This window comes from Chryseobacterium indologenes (genome assembly GCF_002025665.1).
Lineage (GTDB): Bacteria > Bacteroidota > Bacteroidia > Flavobacteriales > Weeksellaceae > Chryseobacterium > Chryseobacterium metallicongregator.
Genome location: NZ_CP018786.1, coordinates 3516616 through 3534768, shown reverse-complemented (window position 1 = coordinate 3534768; position 18153 = coordinate 3516616). Strand labels below are relative to the sequence as shown.

Here is an 18153-nt window from a genome sequence, read left to right as displayed (position 1 = left end):
ATATTCTTTACAGCAGATAATTAATAAATGCAGACGCAGATTTCCAGTCGCGGTTAAGGTCTTTAACAACGTTATATCCTGTAATTTCCAAAGCTATACATGCGGAAATAGCACTGGCAGTCAGCATTTCTTTTAACTGATGCGGAGGAAGGGTCAGGACATAATCATTCGGAATCATCAGTGGTTTATTGCCAGATGGAACTTCATTGACGATGATACTCAGAATTTCCTGAAAATAATGGGCAATCAGCTTGGAGGCCTGAAATTCCAACTCTCTTTTTAATCCCACCATTTCATCTTGGGTAACCAGTTCGGAAATGGCACTTACATCCACATCATGCACAGAATATTGTGCTTCACCCGTATTAGACGGTGTGATCGTAATATCTGCTTTCAGTACACATTTTGATCTTTCAAGATTGATCGTAAGAAGTTTTGAATCATAATCAGAAACAGCAATTTCGTTCAGGGTAGTAAGAGGCATAATTCTGACATTGCAGTAAAATATCTTTGGATCATCCAGCTTGACCATGATCACGGCAATTCCGGTTGATTTATCTTTAGGTTCCACTACAAAAGACTGAAAGTGATTGTATCTTTTACCTCCTCTGCCGATGCAGTTGACCAGTCTTAAAGAAGGCTGAAGATTAATGTCTGATGTCTGAAGATTAAATACAAATCGTTCCGAATTATGTTCCGTTTTTTTAGGTTCTGCACTTTTGGTGTCCAGATAACTGATTTCATTGTTTTTAAGCAGGTAAAGTCGTTCATTTAAATCATCTAAACTTTCCAGATTTAAAATTTTGGCGGGTTTGGTTACTGAGGAATAATTCATCTCTTATTTATTTTAATTTTTTCAATGAGTTGGGCTATAATTGTTTTTTTCTTGGAATTCACTTCCGCTTCTACAGAAGGAATTACCGCTTCTTTAATCTCTGGCTTTACGAGTGGCTGTGTCAGTTTAACCGACTTTAATACTAATTTTCCCCCTTGATCAGCCGTTATAAAACTTTTTCTCATACTTTCTCTTTCTGATGAGACTTCTTCCGGAACCGGATCTACTCGTTTTTTTTTTCAGGATCTTCAGCTTCAGGAGAAACTTCCGTGTAAGATGGGGGAGAAGGAAGAGCTTCTGAGACAGGAAGCGTGTTGACATTATAAATAGTATTGGAAATTTTTGCTTTTACTTCAGCATAATCACTTACCATTTTGAATAAGTCTTTCATCATTTCATTGCCTTTTCCTGCATCCTGACCTTGAATATTTTCGGCCATCTGAACAGAGGTCTCTTTACTGCCCGGAGCTGGCCCGAAAGTCGTTCCGTAGGTCAATAGATTATTAGCCAATCTGCTCAATGCAATCAAACCTACCTGCTCAAATCCTTTTAAGAAAGACTGTAAATCCTGAACCATCATTCCTGTAGACTGTTCTATCATTACTTTGGTTACTCCGGTCATTGGAGAAGCTTTAGGCGGAGCCAATACCTCACTGTTCACAAATACTACAGCTTTCTCCGCCGGAGTGGTAGCATTGGCTGCCTGGGATTGTTGGGTTTCACTGTTGTTTTCACTCATGATGGTAAGGTTTTAAATTATCCTTTTAAAATTTTAATGGCATCTGCAACAATCGCAGGGTTGAGCTGGTTCAAGTTCTGCTGGTTGGTTACAGAATTCTGAATGGAAATTCCACTGGCATGGGTGGCCATCTGGTAAAGCATACTCATAGCCTGTGCGGGAGACTCACCAAGTACTGTAACGTTAGTCTGCGTTACTGCATCTGTAGTCTGGGTGTTTACTGTATCTGCCATATTCTGGTTTTAATGGGTTACTATTTTTTTAAATCTAATGTTGACTATGAGATTGTTGATCTCTTTTGTCTGATACAAATTTCATCAAACAAAATAAATCTTCATTAAGGGAAAAAACGGAATTTTAAAAAATAAGGGAATTCTCCTATGAGTGAAATTTTAATCATTAGTCTTTGCTATATATGAGAACTTAATGAATGAAATAAACAAATACATTACCTGTAAATAAGGGTAAACCCTTAGTTTTTGAAAATGGGAGCATCCCCTCTATACCAATCATTGCTTTACCTTGAAATTTGTCTGATAACCTATTCTAACATTTAAAATTATATTATGAATAATCAGAACAACGAAACAGAGGATGTAACTCCCTTTATCATAGTGCAGCCAGGATATGCCACAGGAGATATGTTTGCCATTGCAGCGACATTAATTAACAATGAAAGATACCATGTATTGATCTCTACAACCATGGATGAAGACGAAAATGTGACGGATCCTTATGATAACAGTAAATCTATTATAGAATTCTACAGGAACTCAGGAATACCTCAAAGCAGAATACATACTCATACAGTTGCAGAAGTGCGGGCTCCCGGGCTGGCAAGTCAGTTGAAAACCAAAGCATTCAATATCATAAAGGACGAATATAAAAAAGATTTGTCAAAGAGAGCATTTGAAAATAAATACTACAAGCCGGTAGGAGAAGGCACCCAGTACATCGCCGAAAACTTTTCTGACAATATGAGAATTGCAGTAAGAAATGCGTGGGACATCAATGGAAGCCAGGATGACGCGATAAGAATCTGGCTGGAAACCCAGGGAATACCCACGAGTGGTAATAATCTACTGATTTTATGGTCCCGATTCAGTGGAAAGGGAGGTGATATTCATATCGAACACGACACCAGTTATTGGGGAATCAAGCAGATTGTGCATAGAGTGGCAGATATGTATGATGCCATCATTATTACCGGAGATAAGGGATACATAAAAGAAAGAGCAAAGAAATATGATGAAACAGCTGATGAGATAAACAGCAAGTCTCAATCGAAAAAAGTATTTAATATTACAGAATTCTGGAAAGGAAACTCTCCGGAACTGAAAGCATGGGGAGGAAACACCCGTATGGGACAGTTTAAGCTGTATGAGTATTTTGAGACCCACTTTCAGAATGTAAAACATCTTGGCTTCAGAAGCGGGAATCTTGAAGTGATGGCCATGCTGGGATATCAGGTTCGGTATATGGAAGAAAAGGGCAGTGAAAGTGGAGAGAGAATGACAAGCTGGTTTGATAGAGGAGATGGCCTTACAGAGGCGAAAGGTAAAGCAACCGGATATAAAAGGCTTGTATTGGCAGAACCGCCTACAAGATCCGGTAAATTTATTCAATATAAGATTCAGGAAATAAACACAGAGATCAGGGGAAGGAAACAACCATTTGAAGATCATATTGAAAGATTAAAACAAAGCGGGGAAAATCTGCAAAGTCAGACTATCAAAAACCTTGAAAAAAAGATAAAAGAAATAGACGATGAAGGCGAGGCCAGAAAGAAAAGATATGCAGGTCCCGAAATGGCTCCATCCCGTAAAGATAACATGCCTCCGGCTCCCATATCTAAAAAAGATAAAGAAAGCTTTTCAGAAGGTTTCAGCGAAAACGATATGAAGATTATTCTGAGCTATCTGCAACCGGCAGACTGGGTAGAAAGAGAAACATCATATGAACAGTATATCCCACAACGGACAAAAATCTACGATAGATTGCTGAATAGGGAAACATTGTAATAAAATAATACATAGAAAACAGCATTATGTTCTAGGACATAATGCTGCTTTTTTATTATTGAAATCCGGTCTTATATTACATTTGTAGAATAGATATCATTAGTTTGGAGTAATATTATAGATCATATGCTGATTATAAATATAATCAACAGCAGGAAAATTCTGCCCGGTATTGGCATCGTCCCAGCTCTGATAGTCATACCATCCATTGTAGCTTCCTCCCCAGCCCCAATTCATATGGATATGTTCTGCAATAACAGCAGAATTGCTATAACCATTGGAATAAACAGTTGTTCTTTTGATCGATTCGAAACCATCAGCTACCCATGCATGCCCGTTACTGTAAGAATAAGTAGTATGCCCGATGGTCCAGCCAAATATTCCAACCTTTTTAGGTTTTGTTTTAATTTCTCTGGTGCGATATCCATCCAGATATACGGGTTTTGCTATTTTTAAATTATTCATCAATGGGGTAAAATTAAGCGCAGCCAAAGGAGTAGTATAATATTGATACTGGCTTACAAAAGCATTTCTTGCATTATCAGAGTGTGCCCCTGACCCTGAGCAGCTGTAGGTCATGGCTACTTTACTTCCAATATTCTGCATCAGATATGATATATTTACGGCGTCTGCTGAAGTATAATTACCCGAATTAATAGAAGCAGGCATATTGGCAATATTGTAAATATTCGGCCATTTGTGATATCTCATGATCTGTCCCATAGCCGTGGCTACACATCCGGAAGGAGCAATTCCTGATGTACAATTATTAAAACGGACAAAATTATTATAACCTATTAGTGACGATCCTGGGGTGGCAGTCAGTCTTTGAGTCCATTTTGTAGTAAGATAAGGACCCCAGCTTTTCGTCTCATCCCATTGATCTGTTATGGAAGGTGGTGTCCATGGGATAGGATTTCCGTTATGATCTACAAAACCCAGATCGATGGACGGGTTCACTGCTGCCCATTGCTGAGTTATTTGTTCATTGGGAGCTTCACCTTTTTCAATAAGTGCATTGATGGTAAGGTATCGTGTAACAGCCCAGTCTGCCACTCCTCCAAATTCTTCAATATTCTCAAAATCAAAATGACCTTCATTATTATAAGCAAGGATAGGGCGCTCTACCCGCGAAGCTGACATAATCACAAATCCTTGATTCTCTTTAAGGTTGATCGCATACATGATAGGGATTTCGTTGTCATTTTCAATGGTCTGTACGTTGTCAATATTACTTTCAGTAAACATCGGAAGGCCTTTTGAAGAAGAATCGCTGGTTTTCTGATTTAAAAAGTTGATGGCAGCTTTTTTTGCATCATCTACACTTATTTTCATACTGGCTGTACGGTTGGGTTTATCCTCGTGGGGATCATCCAGGTTATTCTGGCATGAAGATAAAAATAAGAAGAACATCAGGAGACAGATATGCCTCCAGGTAAAAATAAATTTTCTCATGGTAATAATGATTATTGGTTTAATTTGTAATTTACTTATTTTTAATTACATGTAGGTATTTTATTCATTTTAATTGTCTTTTTGATGAATTTTTTTAATTATTTAAGGGTGGCTTGAAATTACATGAATACTGTTCCGATGATTGAATGCCGTTCTTTATCATATTGAAAAAGATGTCTACATTTGCCATCAGAAATACTTCGAAAAATATTTACCGGCACTATGTCAAAACTGAAAACTCTACGTGAACAAAAAAACCTGACTCAGGAGGAGCTGTCAGAAAAATCAAAGATTTCTGTAAGAACCATTCAAAGGATAGAATCCGGAACAGAACCTAAAGGACATACTCTGAGAGCCCTGGCTCAGACTTTGGAAATAGACGAATCTTTATTATTAAAGGAAGAAGTTATTATTTTCCCGGAAAATAATGAGGTAACAACAGAAGTTGCAGAAGAACCTGAAACAATCAATTATTCTTTGGTTAAAATGATCAATCTCTCCTCCTTATTATTTGTAGTTGTACCCCCATTAAATATTCTGGCTCCCTTTCTGCTGATGTTTTTCATGAAGCAGAGAAACACTCTTACTAAACAGATTATTTCGTTGCAGATGTTTTGGACTGCTATGGCGCCCATTGTATTTATGCTCGGTATCTTTTTAAAGCTCGGAAAAGAGTTTACCCTTATTCTGATGATCCTTATTGTATTATCCAACGTGTTGATGATCCTCCGGAATGTTGCTGAGATTGATCGTAAAAAGAAACTATATTTCAAGCTGAAATTCAGCATGTTATAATTTGTGTCGTGGCTTTGTCGGGTTTTTGTCGGGTTCATTTTTATTAAAAAAACGAAATGAAATTGAATCTTTGTCAAAAAAATAACAATGACAAAGCCTACTCAGTTTTTCCTTTCTTTTTGCACCCTATTCTTTAGCATACACCAGGCGCAACTCAAAAATACAGATCCTCTTTATAAAACCATTATTTCTAAAGACAGCCTGTTTTTTTCAGCAGGCTACAATACCTGCAACATAAGAAAGATGGAAAATCTGTTAAGCGATACTTTTGAATTTTATCATGATAAAGGTGGTTTTGAAGACCGAAATAAATTCATCATTGATTTTAAAAACGGATTATGTAAATCTCCCGCAACGTATCAGTTAAAAAGAGTTCTGATGGAGAAAAGTACTGAAATTTATCCCATGTATAAAGATGGTAAAATATATGCAGCTATTCAGAATGGAGATCATCTGTTTTACGAAAACACCGGAAATCACGTTGAAAAATTAGTTGGAGAAGCAAAGTTTACCCACCTCTGGATGCTGGAAAATAATGAATGGAAACTTAAAAATTCATTGAGTTTTAATCACCATCCAAATCAGACTACGGATAGTGAAACCCTATTTGATAACGATCGTTCCATGGAAAGCTGGCTGAAAGAAAATAATATTCCCGCGCTGGGGCTAGGAATTATTGAAGAAGGAAAACTTCAGCAGGTAAAAGTTTTTGGAGATTATAAAAAAGGAATGCCAGCTCCCCGTAATGCCTATTTTAATGTAGCATCTCTCACCAAACCTGTCACAGCAATGGTCACTTTACGTCTGATAAGTTTAGGACAATGGAAACTGGATGAACCCTTAGATACTTATTGGACAGATCCTGATATTGCCAACGATCCGAGGCATAAAAAACTCACCACCAGAATGATTCTGACCCATCAGACCGGGTTTCCCAACTGGAGATGGATGAATACAGATAAAAAACTGAATTTTCAATTTGATCCCGGCACAAAATACCAATACTCAGGAGAAGGTTTTGAATACCTTCGGAAAGCATTAGAAAAGAAGTTTGGGAAATCGCTGGAACAGCTTGCCGGAGAATTGATTTTTAAACCCCTCAAAATGAGTGATACAAGCTACGTCTGGGATCAAAGCATGGATGAATTAAGATTTGTAACAGGATACAATGAAAAAGGAGAAGCTTACCCCATAGAAAAAACTAAAACGGCTAATGCTGCCGATGATCTTCATACTACGGTAGAAGATTACGGGAATTTTATGGTCAGTGTCATGAAAAAGAAAAATCTGAAACCAGACGTTTTTCAGGAAATGATCAAAAAGCAGGTAAAAACAAAAGAGAACAAGTATTTCGGATTAGGTTTTGAAATATATGACCTTGGAAATAGGGAGTATGCATTGGCTCACGGCGGGTCGGATCATGGCACCCATTGTATTGCTATTGTACTGCCTAATTCAGGTAAAGGGATTGTAATATTTACCAATGTTGATGACGGTTACAAAGTATATGAAAAACTGGTTGTCCACTATCTGGGAGAACAGGGAAAGAGGATTGTAGACATAGAAACCAGATAACTGCTTCTACAATGAAAATCTTTGTATATTTAGAGTATCAATCTGAAAATAAATACAATAGATAAATATTTGTTTCCGGAATGCAATACTATGAACAGAAATAAAACGAAAGCTATGTGGCAATATTATTTTATCCTTGGAGCAGGAGTGATTCTGTTTGTTGCAGCATTGCTGAGCCTCAAAAGTACACTCTTATTTTTAAAGAAAGCTGAAAAGGCAACGGCAACCGTTACCTCACTTCGGGAATTTGAGTCGGATGGAGTAGTATTCAGCCCTCTCTTTACCTTCCGTACCCAAAATAATATTGAATATACCTATGAACTGCCGGAAGGTACCAATCCTTCAGCCTGGTCAGTAGGGGAGACAGAAACTGTTATTTATAATCCTGACGATCCGTCTTCCGTAAGTTTGTATACTTATTTCAGAATTTTTGTCTGGCCTTTGGTGCTGATTTCTATCGCCTTGCCATTATTGGTAGTAGGAGGAGGTTATTTTATTGCAGAGCAGTTTTTGAAATAACCTCAACCTCTGTATTTCTATTTTACTTTCTCAAGGAGATATAATTTAGCTCCGGAAAATGCTAATTTAGACATCAGATTGCCTTCCAGAACCATAGTTTTATTAGTAACATCAATCACAGAAATATAATTGTTGGAATTGTACTCAATATAGTTTTCCTTTTCTTTTGTGGAAGGATTTTTTCCAAATTCCATAGAATATTTTACCCAATCTTCATCCTGTGTGCTGCAATGTACAGGCTTAAATTTAGACTTTTTAGCCTTGAAAACAATCTGGTCAAAACCTTCCGTACATTCCGAAGTAAATGAACCATCAGGATTCTGATCTTTTGAAAAATCCTCGAAAGAACCACGATAAACTCCAACTACTTTCCACGTACCATCCACACGGTCTTCATCAATTTTTCCTTTCGCCTTGCTTACAGCCCAGCTGATGCCGTTAACGGTTCCTTTTACCGCTTTATAACTTAAGTTTACTGCGCCTGATACTACTTTTGTAGCCGTTCTTACCACACATGAGTTGAGAACAAGCAGAGCGGAGGCCAGCAATAGCATTTTCTTCATTTTGTCAAATTTTTTAAGATACGAAGATACTATTTTTGAAAAAACTGATTGTTTTTCAAAAGACTATTGATCAAAATAATGAACAAGATCAGATATGCTTTTGATATGAAGATCTTCAGCCTGTTTTCTTCGCATCATCAGAGCATAAGCATTGTTAAAACCCAACGGTTTCAGCCATTGAATTCCATATTGTTCTTCAAACGCTGCATTCACATATTGATAGGTTGTAGTAGGACTTTTGGAAACATTTCTGATAGTCTCTGTAGTAGGTTTTAAAAGAACCAGAAGCCCTGTTCCCGTATATTCAGGATAGAAATCTATGGCATCATTCATTAAGGCATCAAAACATATTTTTGTTCCTCCTAAACCTGTTTTGGTTTCTACTTTATAATCTGTATATCCTTCAATCAGCATGGTATACATTTCTGCAAGAATATACTGTTCCCCAAAGATTTTTGAGCCGATCCTGACGATTCCTGCATTACCTTTCCGGGAACTTTTATACAAATTATTTCTGATGAGAAAATCTTTTGCAATTTTTTCCGGGGTTTGATGGAGATGATCAGCTCTGTAATTCAGATCCGTCATGATAGAATCACTGAACTTTCCCGCCAGTAAGTTTAAGGTTTTTTCCAATTCCGGAAATTTTTTCAGACTCTTGGTTTTGATGATGGGAGCAGCGTAATAAGGGGGAAATATTTTTTTATCATCATTAAGTACATACAGATCATAAGCTTTGATTCTTCCGTCTGTAGAATATCCGCTGATCAGATCCAGTTCATTTTCATAAGCAGCCTTATACATAATCGCATCACTTACCACAAGAGGATTCACATTGAGTCCGTATACCGAGCGAAGCCCGATATCTCCATCCTGTCTCCCCATAAATTCTGGTGTAAAACCCGCTTTAATCGTCCGGTGTGACACAAAAATCAGAAGATACCCTGTTCCCAGAATAATAAGGATAACAGGAAGAATATATTTCAATTTTTGAAAGAACCGGTACCCCGATTTCTGAATCATAGCAATAACCTGATCCAGAAAAACAGCCAATAATGCCGCCGGAATGGCTCCAGCCAGAATCATATTCGTATTGTTGAGCGAAATTCCTCCAAAGATAAACTCTCCCAAACCACCTGCTGCCACAAAAGAGGCCAGAGTAGCCACTCCAACATTAATAACAGCAGCCGTCCTGATACCAGCGATGATCACCGGCATGGCCAAAGGAAGTTTCACCTTAAAAAGAAGCTGGCTTCTGTTCATTCCCATGGCCTTCGCTGCCTCAATCACTGTCGGATCTACCCCCGTAATTCCGGTATAGGTATTCCGGATAATGGGAAGAAGAGCATAGATCAATAAAGCGGCAATGGCAGGTTTAGGACCAATGCCTAAAACAGGAATCATAAATCCCAGCAATGCAATACTCGGAATGGTCTGTAAAATACCGGCAATAACCAATACCGGGCTGGAAAGCTTCTTTTTTCTGGAAATCAGTATTCCTAATGGTACTCCAACAATGATAGCCAGAAGCAAAGACAAAAAGGTAAGCCCAAGATGCTGAATGATCTGAGTGGTTAGTTTTTCGTGCTGTTCCGCAATAAATTGCCAAAGACTCTGTTGCTGCGTCATACCATCTGTGATTTTCTATACTGATTAAACGCTCTGACCACTTCTTCATAGACTTCAGCGTTTTGGTGATCAGAACTCAATTGCTGTAAAATATCCCACACACTTGTACTGCCTGTACCATTTGGTCTGTAGTATACATTTTCTGGCGTAAGAAACGGACTGATGTGATGTAATGATGTTACTTTATACTCTAATAAAAGACGGTTTTTGGCAAAAAAATCAAGTACAAAGTCATTTTCAGGATGGTAAAGCATTTCACTGGGAGTACCGGTCTGTACAATTTTTCCCTGATCCATCAGGCATATCCGGTGGCCCAGCTCAAAGGCTTCCTGTACATCGTGAGTAACCAATATGATGGTTTTACTTTTAAGTTCTTCCAGCGATTTAAATTCCGAATGAATATCAGCCTTGGTAATCGTATCAAGCGCTCCGAAAGGTTCGTCCATCAGTAAAATGGGATTGTCTGCAATCAGTGCTCTTGCAATACCCACACGCTGCTGTTGTCCGCCGCTCAACTCGTAGGGGAATCGGGAAAGTATCTCTTCAGAAAGATGGAGTTTGGCCAAAAGCTCATCCATTTTTCTTTGCGTCTTCTTTTTGTCCCATTTCAATAGCTCAGGAACTACCGCAATATTCTGCTGAATTGTATAATGGGGAAATAACCCTGAATGCTGCATGACAAAACCAATTCCCATTCTCAGTTCCTCAGCTTTCTGATCACGGATGTTTTTGCCATCTATGAAAATATTTCCGGAATCTGCTTCTATGAGACGGTTGATCATCTTAAGCGTGGTTGTTTTCCCGCACCCGCTGGTTCCTAAAAGAACAAGGATTTCCTGATCAAGTGCCTGAAAAGAAATTTGATCTACCGCTTTTTGTCCGTTAAAACTTTTTGAAATTGATTCTACTGTGATCATCGGTGAAAAATTACTGAGCAAGTCTGATTCCTGTGAACTGCCATTTTAAATTAGGCTGAAAAAAATTGCGGTAGGTATTTCTGCTGTGTCCCGGAGGTGTGGCTTCCGAAGCTCCTCTTAAAACCATTTGATTGATCATGAATTTTCCGTTGTATTCCCCTACAGCACCTGCTTCTTTCTTAAAATGAGGGTAGGGCAGATAAGCAGAATTTGTCCATTCCCAGCGTGTTCCCCATTCAAAATAATCTGAAGCCGTTTCCCATTCTTCTTCAGTGGGCAGACGCATTCCTTTCCAGGAGGCAAAAGCAGAGGCTTCATAGAAATTGATGTGGCATAATGGGGTATCAGGGTCTATTTCCTGTAAGCCATTGAGGGTATAATACAGCCATTTGTTTTCGATATAATGCCAGTATAGTGGAGATTTTGCAGCATTCTGTTTCACCCAGTCCCATCCTTCAGCATGCCAGTGTCTGAAATCTTCATACCCGCCTGCTTTCATAAATTCTAAATATTCACTGTTGGTGACAGGCCGGTTGGCAATTTCAAAGTCTGGAAGATATACTTTATGTCTTCCTAATTCATTATCAAAGCAAAATCCATCTCCTTTAAATCCAATTTCATAAACTCCTTCGGAAAACCTGAGCATTTCCAGATCTTCAGAGTTGTTTTGTCTGGGTTTTTCTTCTTTTGTATACGCCGGGAAAAGAGGATTATGCCCTAAAATATATTTAATGTCAGTCACTAATAATTCCTGGTGCTGTTGCTCATGATTAAGCCCCAGTTCCAAAAGCGGCTCAAGAGCTTCTGTCAGAAATGAGCTTTCAAGAAAAGCTTCCATATGCTCATCTACATATTTTCGATATTGATACACCTCTGAAACGGAAGGACGGCTGAGGTTTCCGCGGTCGGTCCGGATCACCCGTGCTCCGATGGTCTCATAGTAGCTGTTGAAAACAAAATTATACTGCGGATCAAAAACTTTGTAATCCGGAAAATGCGGGGTAAGAATAAAGGTCTCAAAAAACCAGGTGGTATGACCAAGATGCCATTTCGGAGGGCTTACATCTACAATCGGCTGTACTACATAATCCTCGATTTCCAGTGGAGCACAGATTTCTTCAGAACGTCTGCGGATGTCCTTATACTTTTTAGTAATATCTTTTGTGGTGATCTCTGGTGTCATGTCTTTTTAGTTTTTTAATGATTGAATTTCAATGAAATAAGGATGTTTTATTTTTTCACTTTTCCAGATGTGCTGCGTGTATCATCTTTTTTTATTTTACCTGCCAGATGCTGTCTACAAACCACTTTTTTGCATCTTTGATTTCTCCTGTGATGGTAAAACCTGATTTTTCGCCCAATTCCCTGATCTTCTCAGGAGAGAATTTCTGAGAGATTTCCATATCGATAAGTTCGTTTTCTTCAAAAGAAATCTTTGTATGGTCAATCGTCACTTCCTGGCTGATAAGGCTGATCAGAAAACTTCTGCAGGCTCCGCTAACCGGATCATAAGTCTGATAATGCTGAAATTGTTTCAGATCAAAATTACCGCCCAGCTCATTGTTGATACGGGTAAGAAGATTTAGGTTAAAAGAAGCGGTAATTCCTTCTTTGTCATTATAAGCCTCCAGAATAATGTGCGGATTTTTCTTTAGGTCAAATCCTACCAATACACGATCTTTTGCGGATAGATTGCTATTCAGATGCAGGCAGAAATCATCAGCTTCTTCAGGAGACATATTCCCGATATTACTTCCTAAAAATAAAACCACTTTTCTCCGGTCCGATAAGGAAGCTGCTTTTTGAAGCATTTCAAAATAATCTCCTTCCAGACAGGTAATTTTCAGTTCCGGAAGCTGACTGCTTAGTTTTTTGTGGAGTATGGAAAGAATATTTCCTGAGATATCAATCGGCATGTAAGTAAAGTCAATCCCTTTCCTGATCAGCTGTTCAAGTAAGTAGGTCGATTTCATGGCGTCTCCTGCTCCTAATTCAATCAGGTCAAAAGGTTCGTTTCCGGGAATAAGCAGATCAATAAGCTCATCTGTTTTATTTTTGAAAATATCGAGTTCACAACGGGTCAGATAATAGGAAGGCATGGCCATGATTTGCTGAAAAAGATGATCGCCGATCTTATCATAAAAATATTTTGAAGATAATTTTTTAGGAGTATTTTGGAGTCCGTTCAAAACATCTGAACGGAAATGATCAGCAGCATTCTCTTCAGTCTTAGATTGTGGGTCTAACTGTACATTCATAAGTCTTATTTTGTGTGATTTCGTAGATTATTGCAATTATCCTGCCTTTTACAACATGACAATTCTTTGCATATATCTAATTAAATATAAACAATTTTACTTTTAATAGAATGATTATCATGATGTTTTTACCAAATGTGGTATTTTTTTATTCATCAGATTTTTTTTTTTGAGATTAAATCCAATGAAGAAGAGTAGGGAAGTTGTCTGGTTTACCGCCCGAAAATCAGTATTCACCTTTCAATATGACCTGTTCAAAGTAGTTGTCCTTATTTCGATCTCTGCTTTATCATAATTTTACCATCACAAAACATCACTATTATGAATACTACATTGAATTTCAGTAAAAAAATACAATCCATTTTATCCCTGTTTATTTTGATGGGAATGGGATTTTTGTCTTTAAAAGCACAGACGTATACCACAAGTGAGAAGGATTTTGAAAATGCAACAGTAAGATCTGCATTTCAGAATACAAAGTCAATCAGAGCCGGGCTGCTGAACGTAGGATATGCAGAAGTAGGCCCTGAAAATGGAAGACCTGTTATTCTTCTTCATGGATGGCCTTATGATATCCATAGTTTTGAAGAGTCCTCCGCTATACTTGCTGAAAAAGGTTATCGTGTGTTAGTTCCTTATTTAAGAGGCTATGGAACCACTACTTTTGTGTCACCCCATACAAAACGCAACGGTCAGCAGAGTGCGGTTGCACTGGACATCATTGCTTTTATGGATGCCCTGAAAATTGATAAAGCAATCATAGGCGGTTTCGACTGGGGAGCAAGAACGGCAGATATCATGGCAGCACTATGGCCTGAACGTTGTACAGGTTTGGTGGCTGTGAGCGGATATTTAATAGGAAGTCCAACGGCAAACGAAAAACCTCTTCCTCCCAATGCTGAATTTTTATGGTGGTATCAGTATTACTTTTCCACGGAAAGAGGGTATAAAGGTTATAAAGCGAATACTATGGCATTTAACAAATTGATATGGAAAACAGCTTCCCCAAAATGGGCTTTTGATGACCAGACCTACGAGCGTTCTGCTAAAGCATTCGATAATCCTGATCATGTAGATATCGTAATTCACAATTACCGCTGGCGTCTGGGATTGGCTAAAGGAGAAAAACAATATGATGCTCTGGAAGCCAGACTGGCAAAATCTCCATCAATTACAGTTCCAGCAGTAACTCTGGAAGGTGATGCCAACGGAGCGGCGTTTCCAGCACCGGAAAGTTATGCTTCCAGATTTACAGGTCAATATGTGCATCATACTTTAACGGGCGGAATTGGACACAATTTGCCTCAGGAAGCTCCAAAAGCATTTGCAGATGCAATTATAGAGGTGGATTCCATATCGCAATCCAAATAAAAATCTGAAAGAATAAAAACAAAACCACTGTTATTGAACAGTGGTTTTTTATCTTTATAGTATCCTAAACTAGTTTTTAGATTCTTCTTCAACCTTCAGTTTATTTACCAAAGGATTGGCATACATCGCCAGGAAATACTCTCTGGAAACAGGATCGGATGGATCAATACGCATTTCAAGTCTGCGGACAAATAACTGTTTTTCCTGTTCCGTATATTCGGAAGCATATGTATTCGTGTTGTGAAGAAGATCATACGCAATATACTTGGTTGGCCAAAGCTTATAATTACTGATGATAGAACGGTCAATTACCTGTGCAATGGCCTGCAGCTGTTTGTTTTTATTGTCAATGGTGGCTGCTATTTCATCCAGTTCTTTATCCAGCACATCGCCGGCATGAAGGTGAATGCGTTTCTTTTGGCCCAGAATTCCGCTGATGATGTTGGTGAAATCTTCATTTTTTCCTTTGATATATTCCTCATCCCTATGCTGTGCCAGCAGTTGAGGCATTTTTAAGGAATCTGTAGGGTCATACTCATAGGAGATGGAGATGGGAACAATCTTTAATGTTTTAAAATAATCTGTCAATGATTGATCTCCGGCTGCCATGGCAAGCATTTTCAAAACACCCTGCTGGGTAGAATCGTTACCGTTTTTGGTACGGCCTTCACGCTGGGCAATCCACACAGAGCGGTTTTCCTGAAGGAGTAACTCTTTAATATACTCAGACATCGTCTGTGAACTGGTAAGTTGTTCACGAAGCGGCAGGCCTCTTTGTACCAGAAAGTTTCGGTTTAGTTTAGCCAGTACGTTTAAGAAATTCTTGCGCACAAGATTATCTCCAATGGCAGAAGCGGTCATTACATAACCACCTTCCAGTAATACCAGATTAAGCAGTGAAGTATCCAGAACAATATCCCTGTGGTTAGAGATGAAAAGGTAAGAGGTGTTTTTATCCAGCTTATCAAAGCCTGAAGTCGTTAAGCCGTCAGAACTTTTTGCAAGAATCTGGCGAACGGCAAAGGCTACAAACTGATGCTGAAAATCACTGATGGAATGAACATTCTTAAACTGTTCCAGCCAAACCTGCTCATCTGTATCAGGAAAAGTAAAATTCATAAAGGCTTTCATCATGGGATCACGGGCTATGCTCTGTAATCTCTCATTCACTTCCTGATCATAGAAATACCGGATTTCATCAAACTTAGACATGCGGTTAGGTAAAAATTAAAACTTTTTGCAAAAGAACGAAAATTTATCGGGGGAGAGGGTATAAAGGGTGTTAAAGTATTATGAAGGGCGTAGGAGTTTGGGTTCGACAGTGCTCTTCTAGCTTAGCCTTTAGTAGAAATTCAATGAAAATGGGCATTAGCTCATTTTAATAAGAAAACATTTCTTTGGCTTTAGCTTGAAATTAAATGTGTTATATTGAGATTCTATGTAATGACAAACAGAGCGGATACTCTAAGTGAATAGTTTGTATGTCAGGAGCAAATAAGAGACTATGCACGCACACAGAAACACTCACCTTGTCATTCCGAAGGAATCTAAACTCTTATATTGTCATCGTTTATCATCAGAATGCTTTCTGGCACTGGATTCCTACGGAATGACAAACGTTGTGGATAGACTACGTGACTAGTTTGTATTATGTATAGAGCAAGTGAGTGGCTATGCACGCACACATAAGCACCCACCTTGTCATTCCGCAGGAATCTAAACTCTTATTTTATCCTCAATCATTATCACAAGCTTTCTGTGTCTGGATTCCTACGGAATGACAAACGTTGTGGATAGGCTAAGTGACTAGTTTGTATTATGTATAGAGCAAGTGAGTGGCTATGCACGCACACATAAGCACCCACTTTGTCATTCCGCAGGAATCTAAACTCTTATTTTATCCTCATTCATTATCACAGGCTTTCTATGCCTGGATTCCTACTGAATGACAAACGTTGTGGATAGGCTAAGTGAACAGTTTGCATTATGTCTGTAGGAAATAAGTGGCTATGCAAACACTTAGAAGCACCCACTTTGTCATTCCGTAGGAATCTAAACTCTTATTTTATCCTCATTCATTATCACAAACTTTCTGTGTCTGGATTCCTACGGAATGACAAACGTTGTGGATAGGCTAAGTGAACAGTTTGTATTATTTCTGTAGCAAGTAAGTGGCTATGCACGCACACATAAGCACCCACTTTGTCATTCCGCAGGAATCTAAACTCTTATTTTATCCTCATTCATTATCACAAGCTTTCTGTGTCTGGATTCCTACGGAATGACAAACGTTGTGGATAGGCTAAGTGACTAGTTTGTATTATGTATAGAGCAAGTGAGTGGCTATGCACGCACAAATAAGCACCCACCTAGTCATTCCGTAGGAATCTAAACTCTTATTTTATCCTCAATCATTATCACAAGCTTTTGTGTCTGGATTCCTACAGAATGACAAACGTTGTGGATAGGCTAAGTGACTAGTTGTATTAAGTATAGAGCAAGTGAGTGGCTATGCACGCACAAATAAGCACCCACCTTGTCATTCCGAAGGAATCTCGACTCTTAGATTGTCATCATTTATCATCAGAATGCTTTCTGTATCTGGATTCCTACGGAATGACAAACGTTGTGGATAGGCTAAGTGAACAGTTTGCGTTATGTCTGGAGCAAGTAAGTGGCTATAGAAGCACGTATCAAAGCCAATTTTCAAACATGTAATTCAAAAATTCTAAATTAGGATTTGTGCTCCTTATCAGTTCAAGCTTCTTAATTCTTGACCAATTTTTGATTTCCTTTTCTCTTTGAATGGCATGGTGAATCCAATCATATTTTTCATAATAAATTAGAAATTCAAGATTATATCTTGCTGTGAAACCGCCTGGATTTAGCTTTGTTTTGTGTTGATACAATCTCTCCTGTGCAGATTGCCTGTAACACCTGTATAAAGAACTCTTCTGTTTTTATTGGTAAGAATATAGATATAGTAAGTATATCTTCCTTTTGAAAACGCAGTCATTTGTGTATTTGTTTTACAAAAGGTACAAAAAATATAGTTCCACTTTTTTCAATTGAATTTTATTGTTTTTATTCCACCTTTTGTCATTCCGCAGGAATCTCGACTCTTAGATTGTCATCATTTATCATCAGAATGCTTTCTGTATCTGGATTCCTACGGAATGACAAACGTTGAGGATAGGCTAAGTGAACAGTTTGCATTATGTCTGTAGCAGTAAGTGGCTATGCAAGCACACAGAAACACCCACCTTGTCATTCCGCAGGAATCTAAACTCTTATTTTATCCTCAATCATTATCACAAGCTTTCTGTGTCTGGATTCCTACGGAATGACAAACGTTGTGGATAGTCTGAGCGAATAGTTTGTATCGTTGTCAGAAGCGAATAAGTGGCTATGCATGCATATAGAAGCACCCACCTTGTCATTCCGTAGGAATCTAAACTCTTATTTTATCCTCAATC

Annotated in this window: 16 protein-coding genes and 1 pseudogene; 5 read left to right on the top strand and 12 right to left on the bottom strand. The window is 38.4% G+C overall.

The window, feature by feature from the left end:
- Positions 1 to 7: 7 nt before the first annotated feature.
- The 4 genes from BUE84_RS15800 to BUE84_RS15785 are packed head-to-tail and all read right to left on the bottom strand — an operon-like array spanning position 8 to position 1807.
- Entirely contained in the window at positions 8 to 835 is an 828-nt protein-coding gene (locus BUE84_RS15800) for a hypothetical protein (protein ID WP_079242506.1), read from the bottom strand.
- Positions 832 to 1020, bottom strand: a complete 189-nt coding sequence (locus BUE84_RS15795) for a hypothetical protein (protein WP_079242505.1) — start codon at positions 1018 to 1020, stop codon at positions 832 to 834. The genes BUE84_RS15800 and BUE84_RS15795 overlap by 4 nt, the downstream gene beginning before the upstream one ends.
- A gap of 38 nt (positions 1021 to 1058) precedes the next feature.
- Positions 1059 to 1574, bottom strand: coding sequence for a hypothetical protein (locus BUE84_RS15790; RefSeq protein WP_079242504.1), 516 nt, complete (start codon positions 1572 to 1574; stop codon positions 1059 to 1061).
- A gap of 17 nt (positions 1575 to 1591) precedes the next feature.
- Complete coding sequence (locus tag BUE84_RS15785) at positions 1592 to 1807, bottom strand: RebB family R body protein (RefSeq protein ID WP_047433885.1); 216 nt, start codon at positions 1805 to 1807, stop codon at positions 1592 to 1594.
- A gap of 333 nt (positions 1808 to 2140) precedes the next feature.
- Here BUE84_RS15785 and BUE84_RS15780 point away from each other — a divergent pair, with 333 nt between their 5' ends.
- A complete protein-coding gene (locus BUE84_RS15780) occupies positions 2141 to 3595 on the top strand; it encodes a hypothetical protein (RefSeq protein ID WP_079242503.1) in 1455 nt (484 codons plus the stop codon).
- A 99-nt stretch (positions 3596 to 3694) separates the two neighbouring features.
- Here the strand turns inward: BUE84_RS15780 and BUE84_RS15775 are convergent, their stop codons facing one another.
- The gene (locus BUE84_RS15775; RefSeq protein ID WP_079242502.1) at positions 3695 to 5050 is read right to left on the bottom strand and encodes a C10 family peptidase; all 1356 of its coding nucleotides are present in this window, start codon (positions 5048 to 5050) and stop codon (positions 3695 to 3697) included.
- Positions 5051 to 5272: 222 nt separating this feature from the next.
- Here BUE84_RS15775 and BUE84_RS15770 point away from each other — a divergent pair, with 222 nt between their 5' ends.
- The 3 genes from BUE84_RS15770 (at position 5273) to BUE84_RS15760 (ending at position 7939) form a co-directional block, all read left to right on the top strand.
- Positions 5273 to 5845 (top strand): helix-turn-helix domain-containing protein, encoded by a 573-nt coding sequence (locus tag BUE84_RS15770; RefSeq protein WP_079242501.1) that lies wholly within the window; start codon positions 5273 to 5275, stop codon positions 5843 to 5845.
- 87 nt (positions 5846 to 5932) lie between these two features.
- On the top strand, positions 5933 to 7420 hold the full coding sequence (locus tag BUE84_RS15765; RefSeq protein ID WP_079242500.1) for a serine hydrolase: 1488 nt from the start codon (positions 5933 to 5935) through the stop codon (positions 7418 to 7420).
- A 90-nt stretch (positions 7421 to 7510) separates the two neighbouring features.
- Complete coding sequence (locus tag BUE84_RS15760) at positions 7511 to 7939, top strand: DUF3592 domain-containing protein (protein ID WP_079242499.1); 429 nt, start codon at positions 7511 to 7513, stop codon at positions 7937 to 7939.
- 17 nt (positions 7940 to 7956) lie between these two features.
- On the opposite strand, the gene BUE84_RS15755 is transcribed toward BUE84_RS15760, so the two are convergent.
- The 5 genes from BUE84_RS15755 to BUE84_RS15735 all read right to left on the bottom strand — a co-directional run bounded on the left by BUE84_RS15755 (position 7957) and on the right by BUE84_RS15735 (position 13306).
- Complete coding sequence (locus tag BUE84_RS15755; protein WP_079242498.1) at positions 7957 to 8502, bottom strand: hypothetical protein; 546 nt, start codon at positions 8500 to 8502, stop codon at positions 7957 to 7959.
- Between the two features lie 63 nt (positions 8503 to 8565).
- Complete coding sequence (locus BUE84_RS15750) at positions 8566 to 10131, bottom strand: ABC transporter permease/substrate-binding protein (protein ID WP_079242497.1); 1566 nt, start codon at positions 10129 to 10131, stop codon at positions 8566 to 8568.
- The gene (locus BUE84_RS15745; protein ID WP_079242496.1) at positions 10128 to 11048 is read right to left on the bottom strand and encodes an ABC transporter ATP-binding protein; all 921 of its coding nucleotides are present in this window, start codon (positions 11046 to 11048) and stop codon (positions 10128 to 10130) included. Before BUE84_RS15745 ends, BUE84_RS15750 begins: the two co-directional genes overlap by 4 nt.
- A 10-nt stretch (positions 11049 to 11058) precedes the next feature.
- Positions 11059 to 12231 (bottom strand): ergothioneine biosynthesis protein EgtB, encoded by a 1173-nt coding sequence (egtB, locus tag BUE84_RS15740; RefSeq protein ID WP_079242495.1) that lies wholly within the window; start codon positions 12229 to 12231, stop codon positions 11059 to 11061.
- A 91-nt stretch (positions 12232 to 12322) separates the two neighbouring features.
- Positions 12323 to 13306: an L-histidine N(alpha)-methyltransferase gene (locus tag BUE84_RS15735; RefSeq protein ID WP_079242494.1), complete on the bottom strand. Its 984-nt coding sequence runs from the start codon at positions 13304 to 13306 to the stop codon at positions 12323 to 12325.
- Between the two features lie 321 nt (positions 13307 to 13627).
- Here BUE84_RS15735 and BUE84_RS15730 point away from each other — a divergent pair, with 321 nt between their 5' ends.
- Positions 13628 to 14677, top strand: coding sequence for an alpha/beta fold hydrolase (locus tag BUE84_RS15730; protein ID WP_079242493.1), 1050 nt, complete (start codon positions 13628 to 13630; stop codon positions 14675 to 14677).
- Positions 14678 to 14746: 69 nt separating this feature from the next.
- Here the strand turns inward: BUE84_RS15730 and BUE84_RS15725 are convergent, their stop codons facing one another.
- The gene (locus tag BUE84_RS15725) at positions 14747 to 15889 is read right to left on the bottom strand and encodes a 1-acyl-sn-glycerol-3-phosphate acyltransferase (RefSeq protein WP_079242492.1); all 1143 of its coding nucleotides are present in this window, start codon (positions 15887 to 15889) and stop codon (positions 14747 to 14749) included.
- Positions 15890 to 17370: 1481 nt separating this feature from the next.
- Positions 17371 to 17693: pseudogene (locus tag BUE84_RS15720) on the bottom strand (GIY-YIG nuclease family protein).
- Positions 17694 to 18153 lie beyond the last annotated feature (460 nt).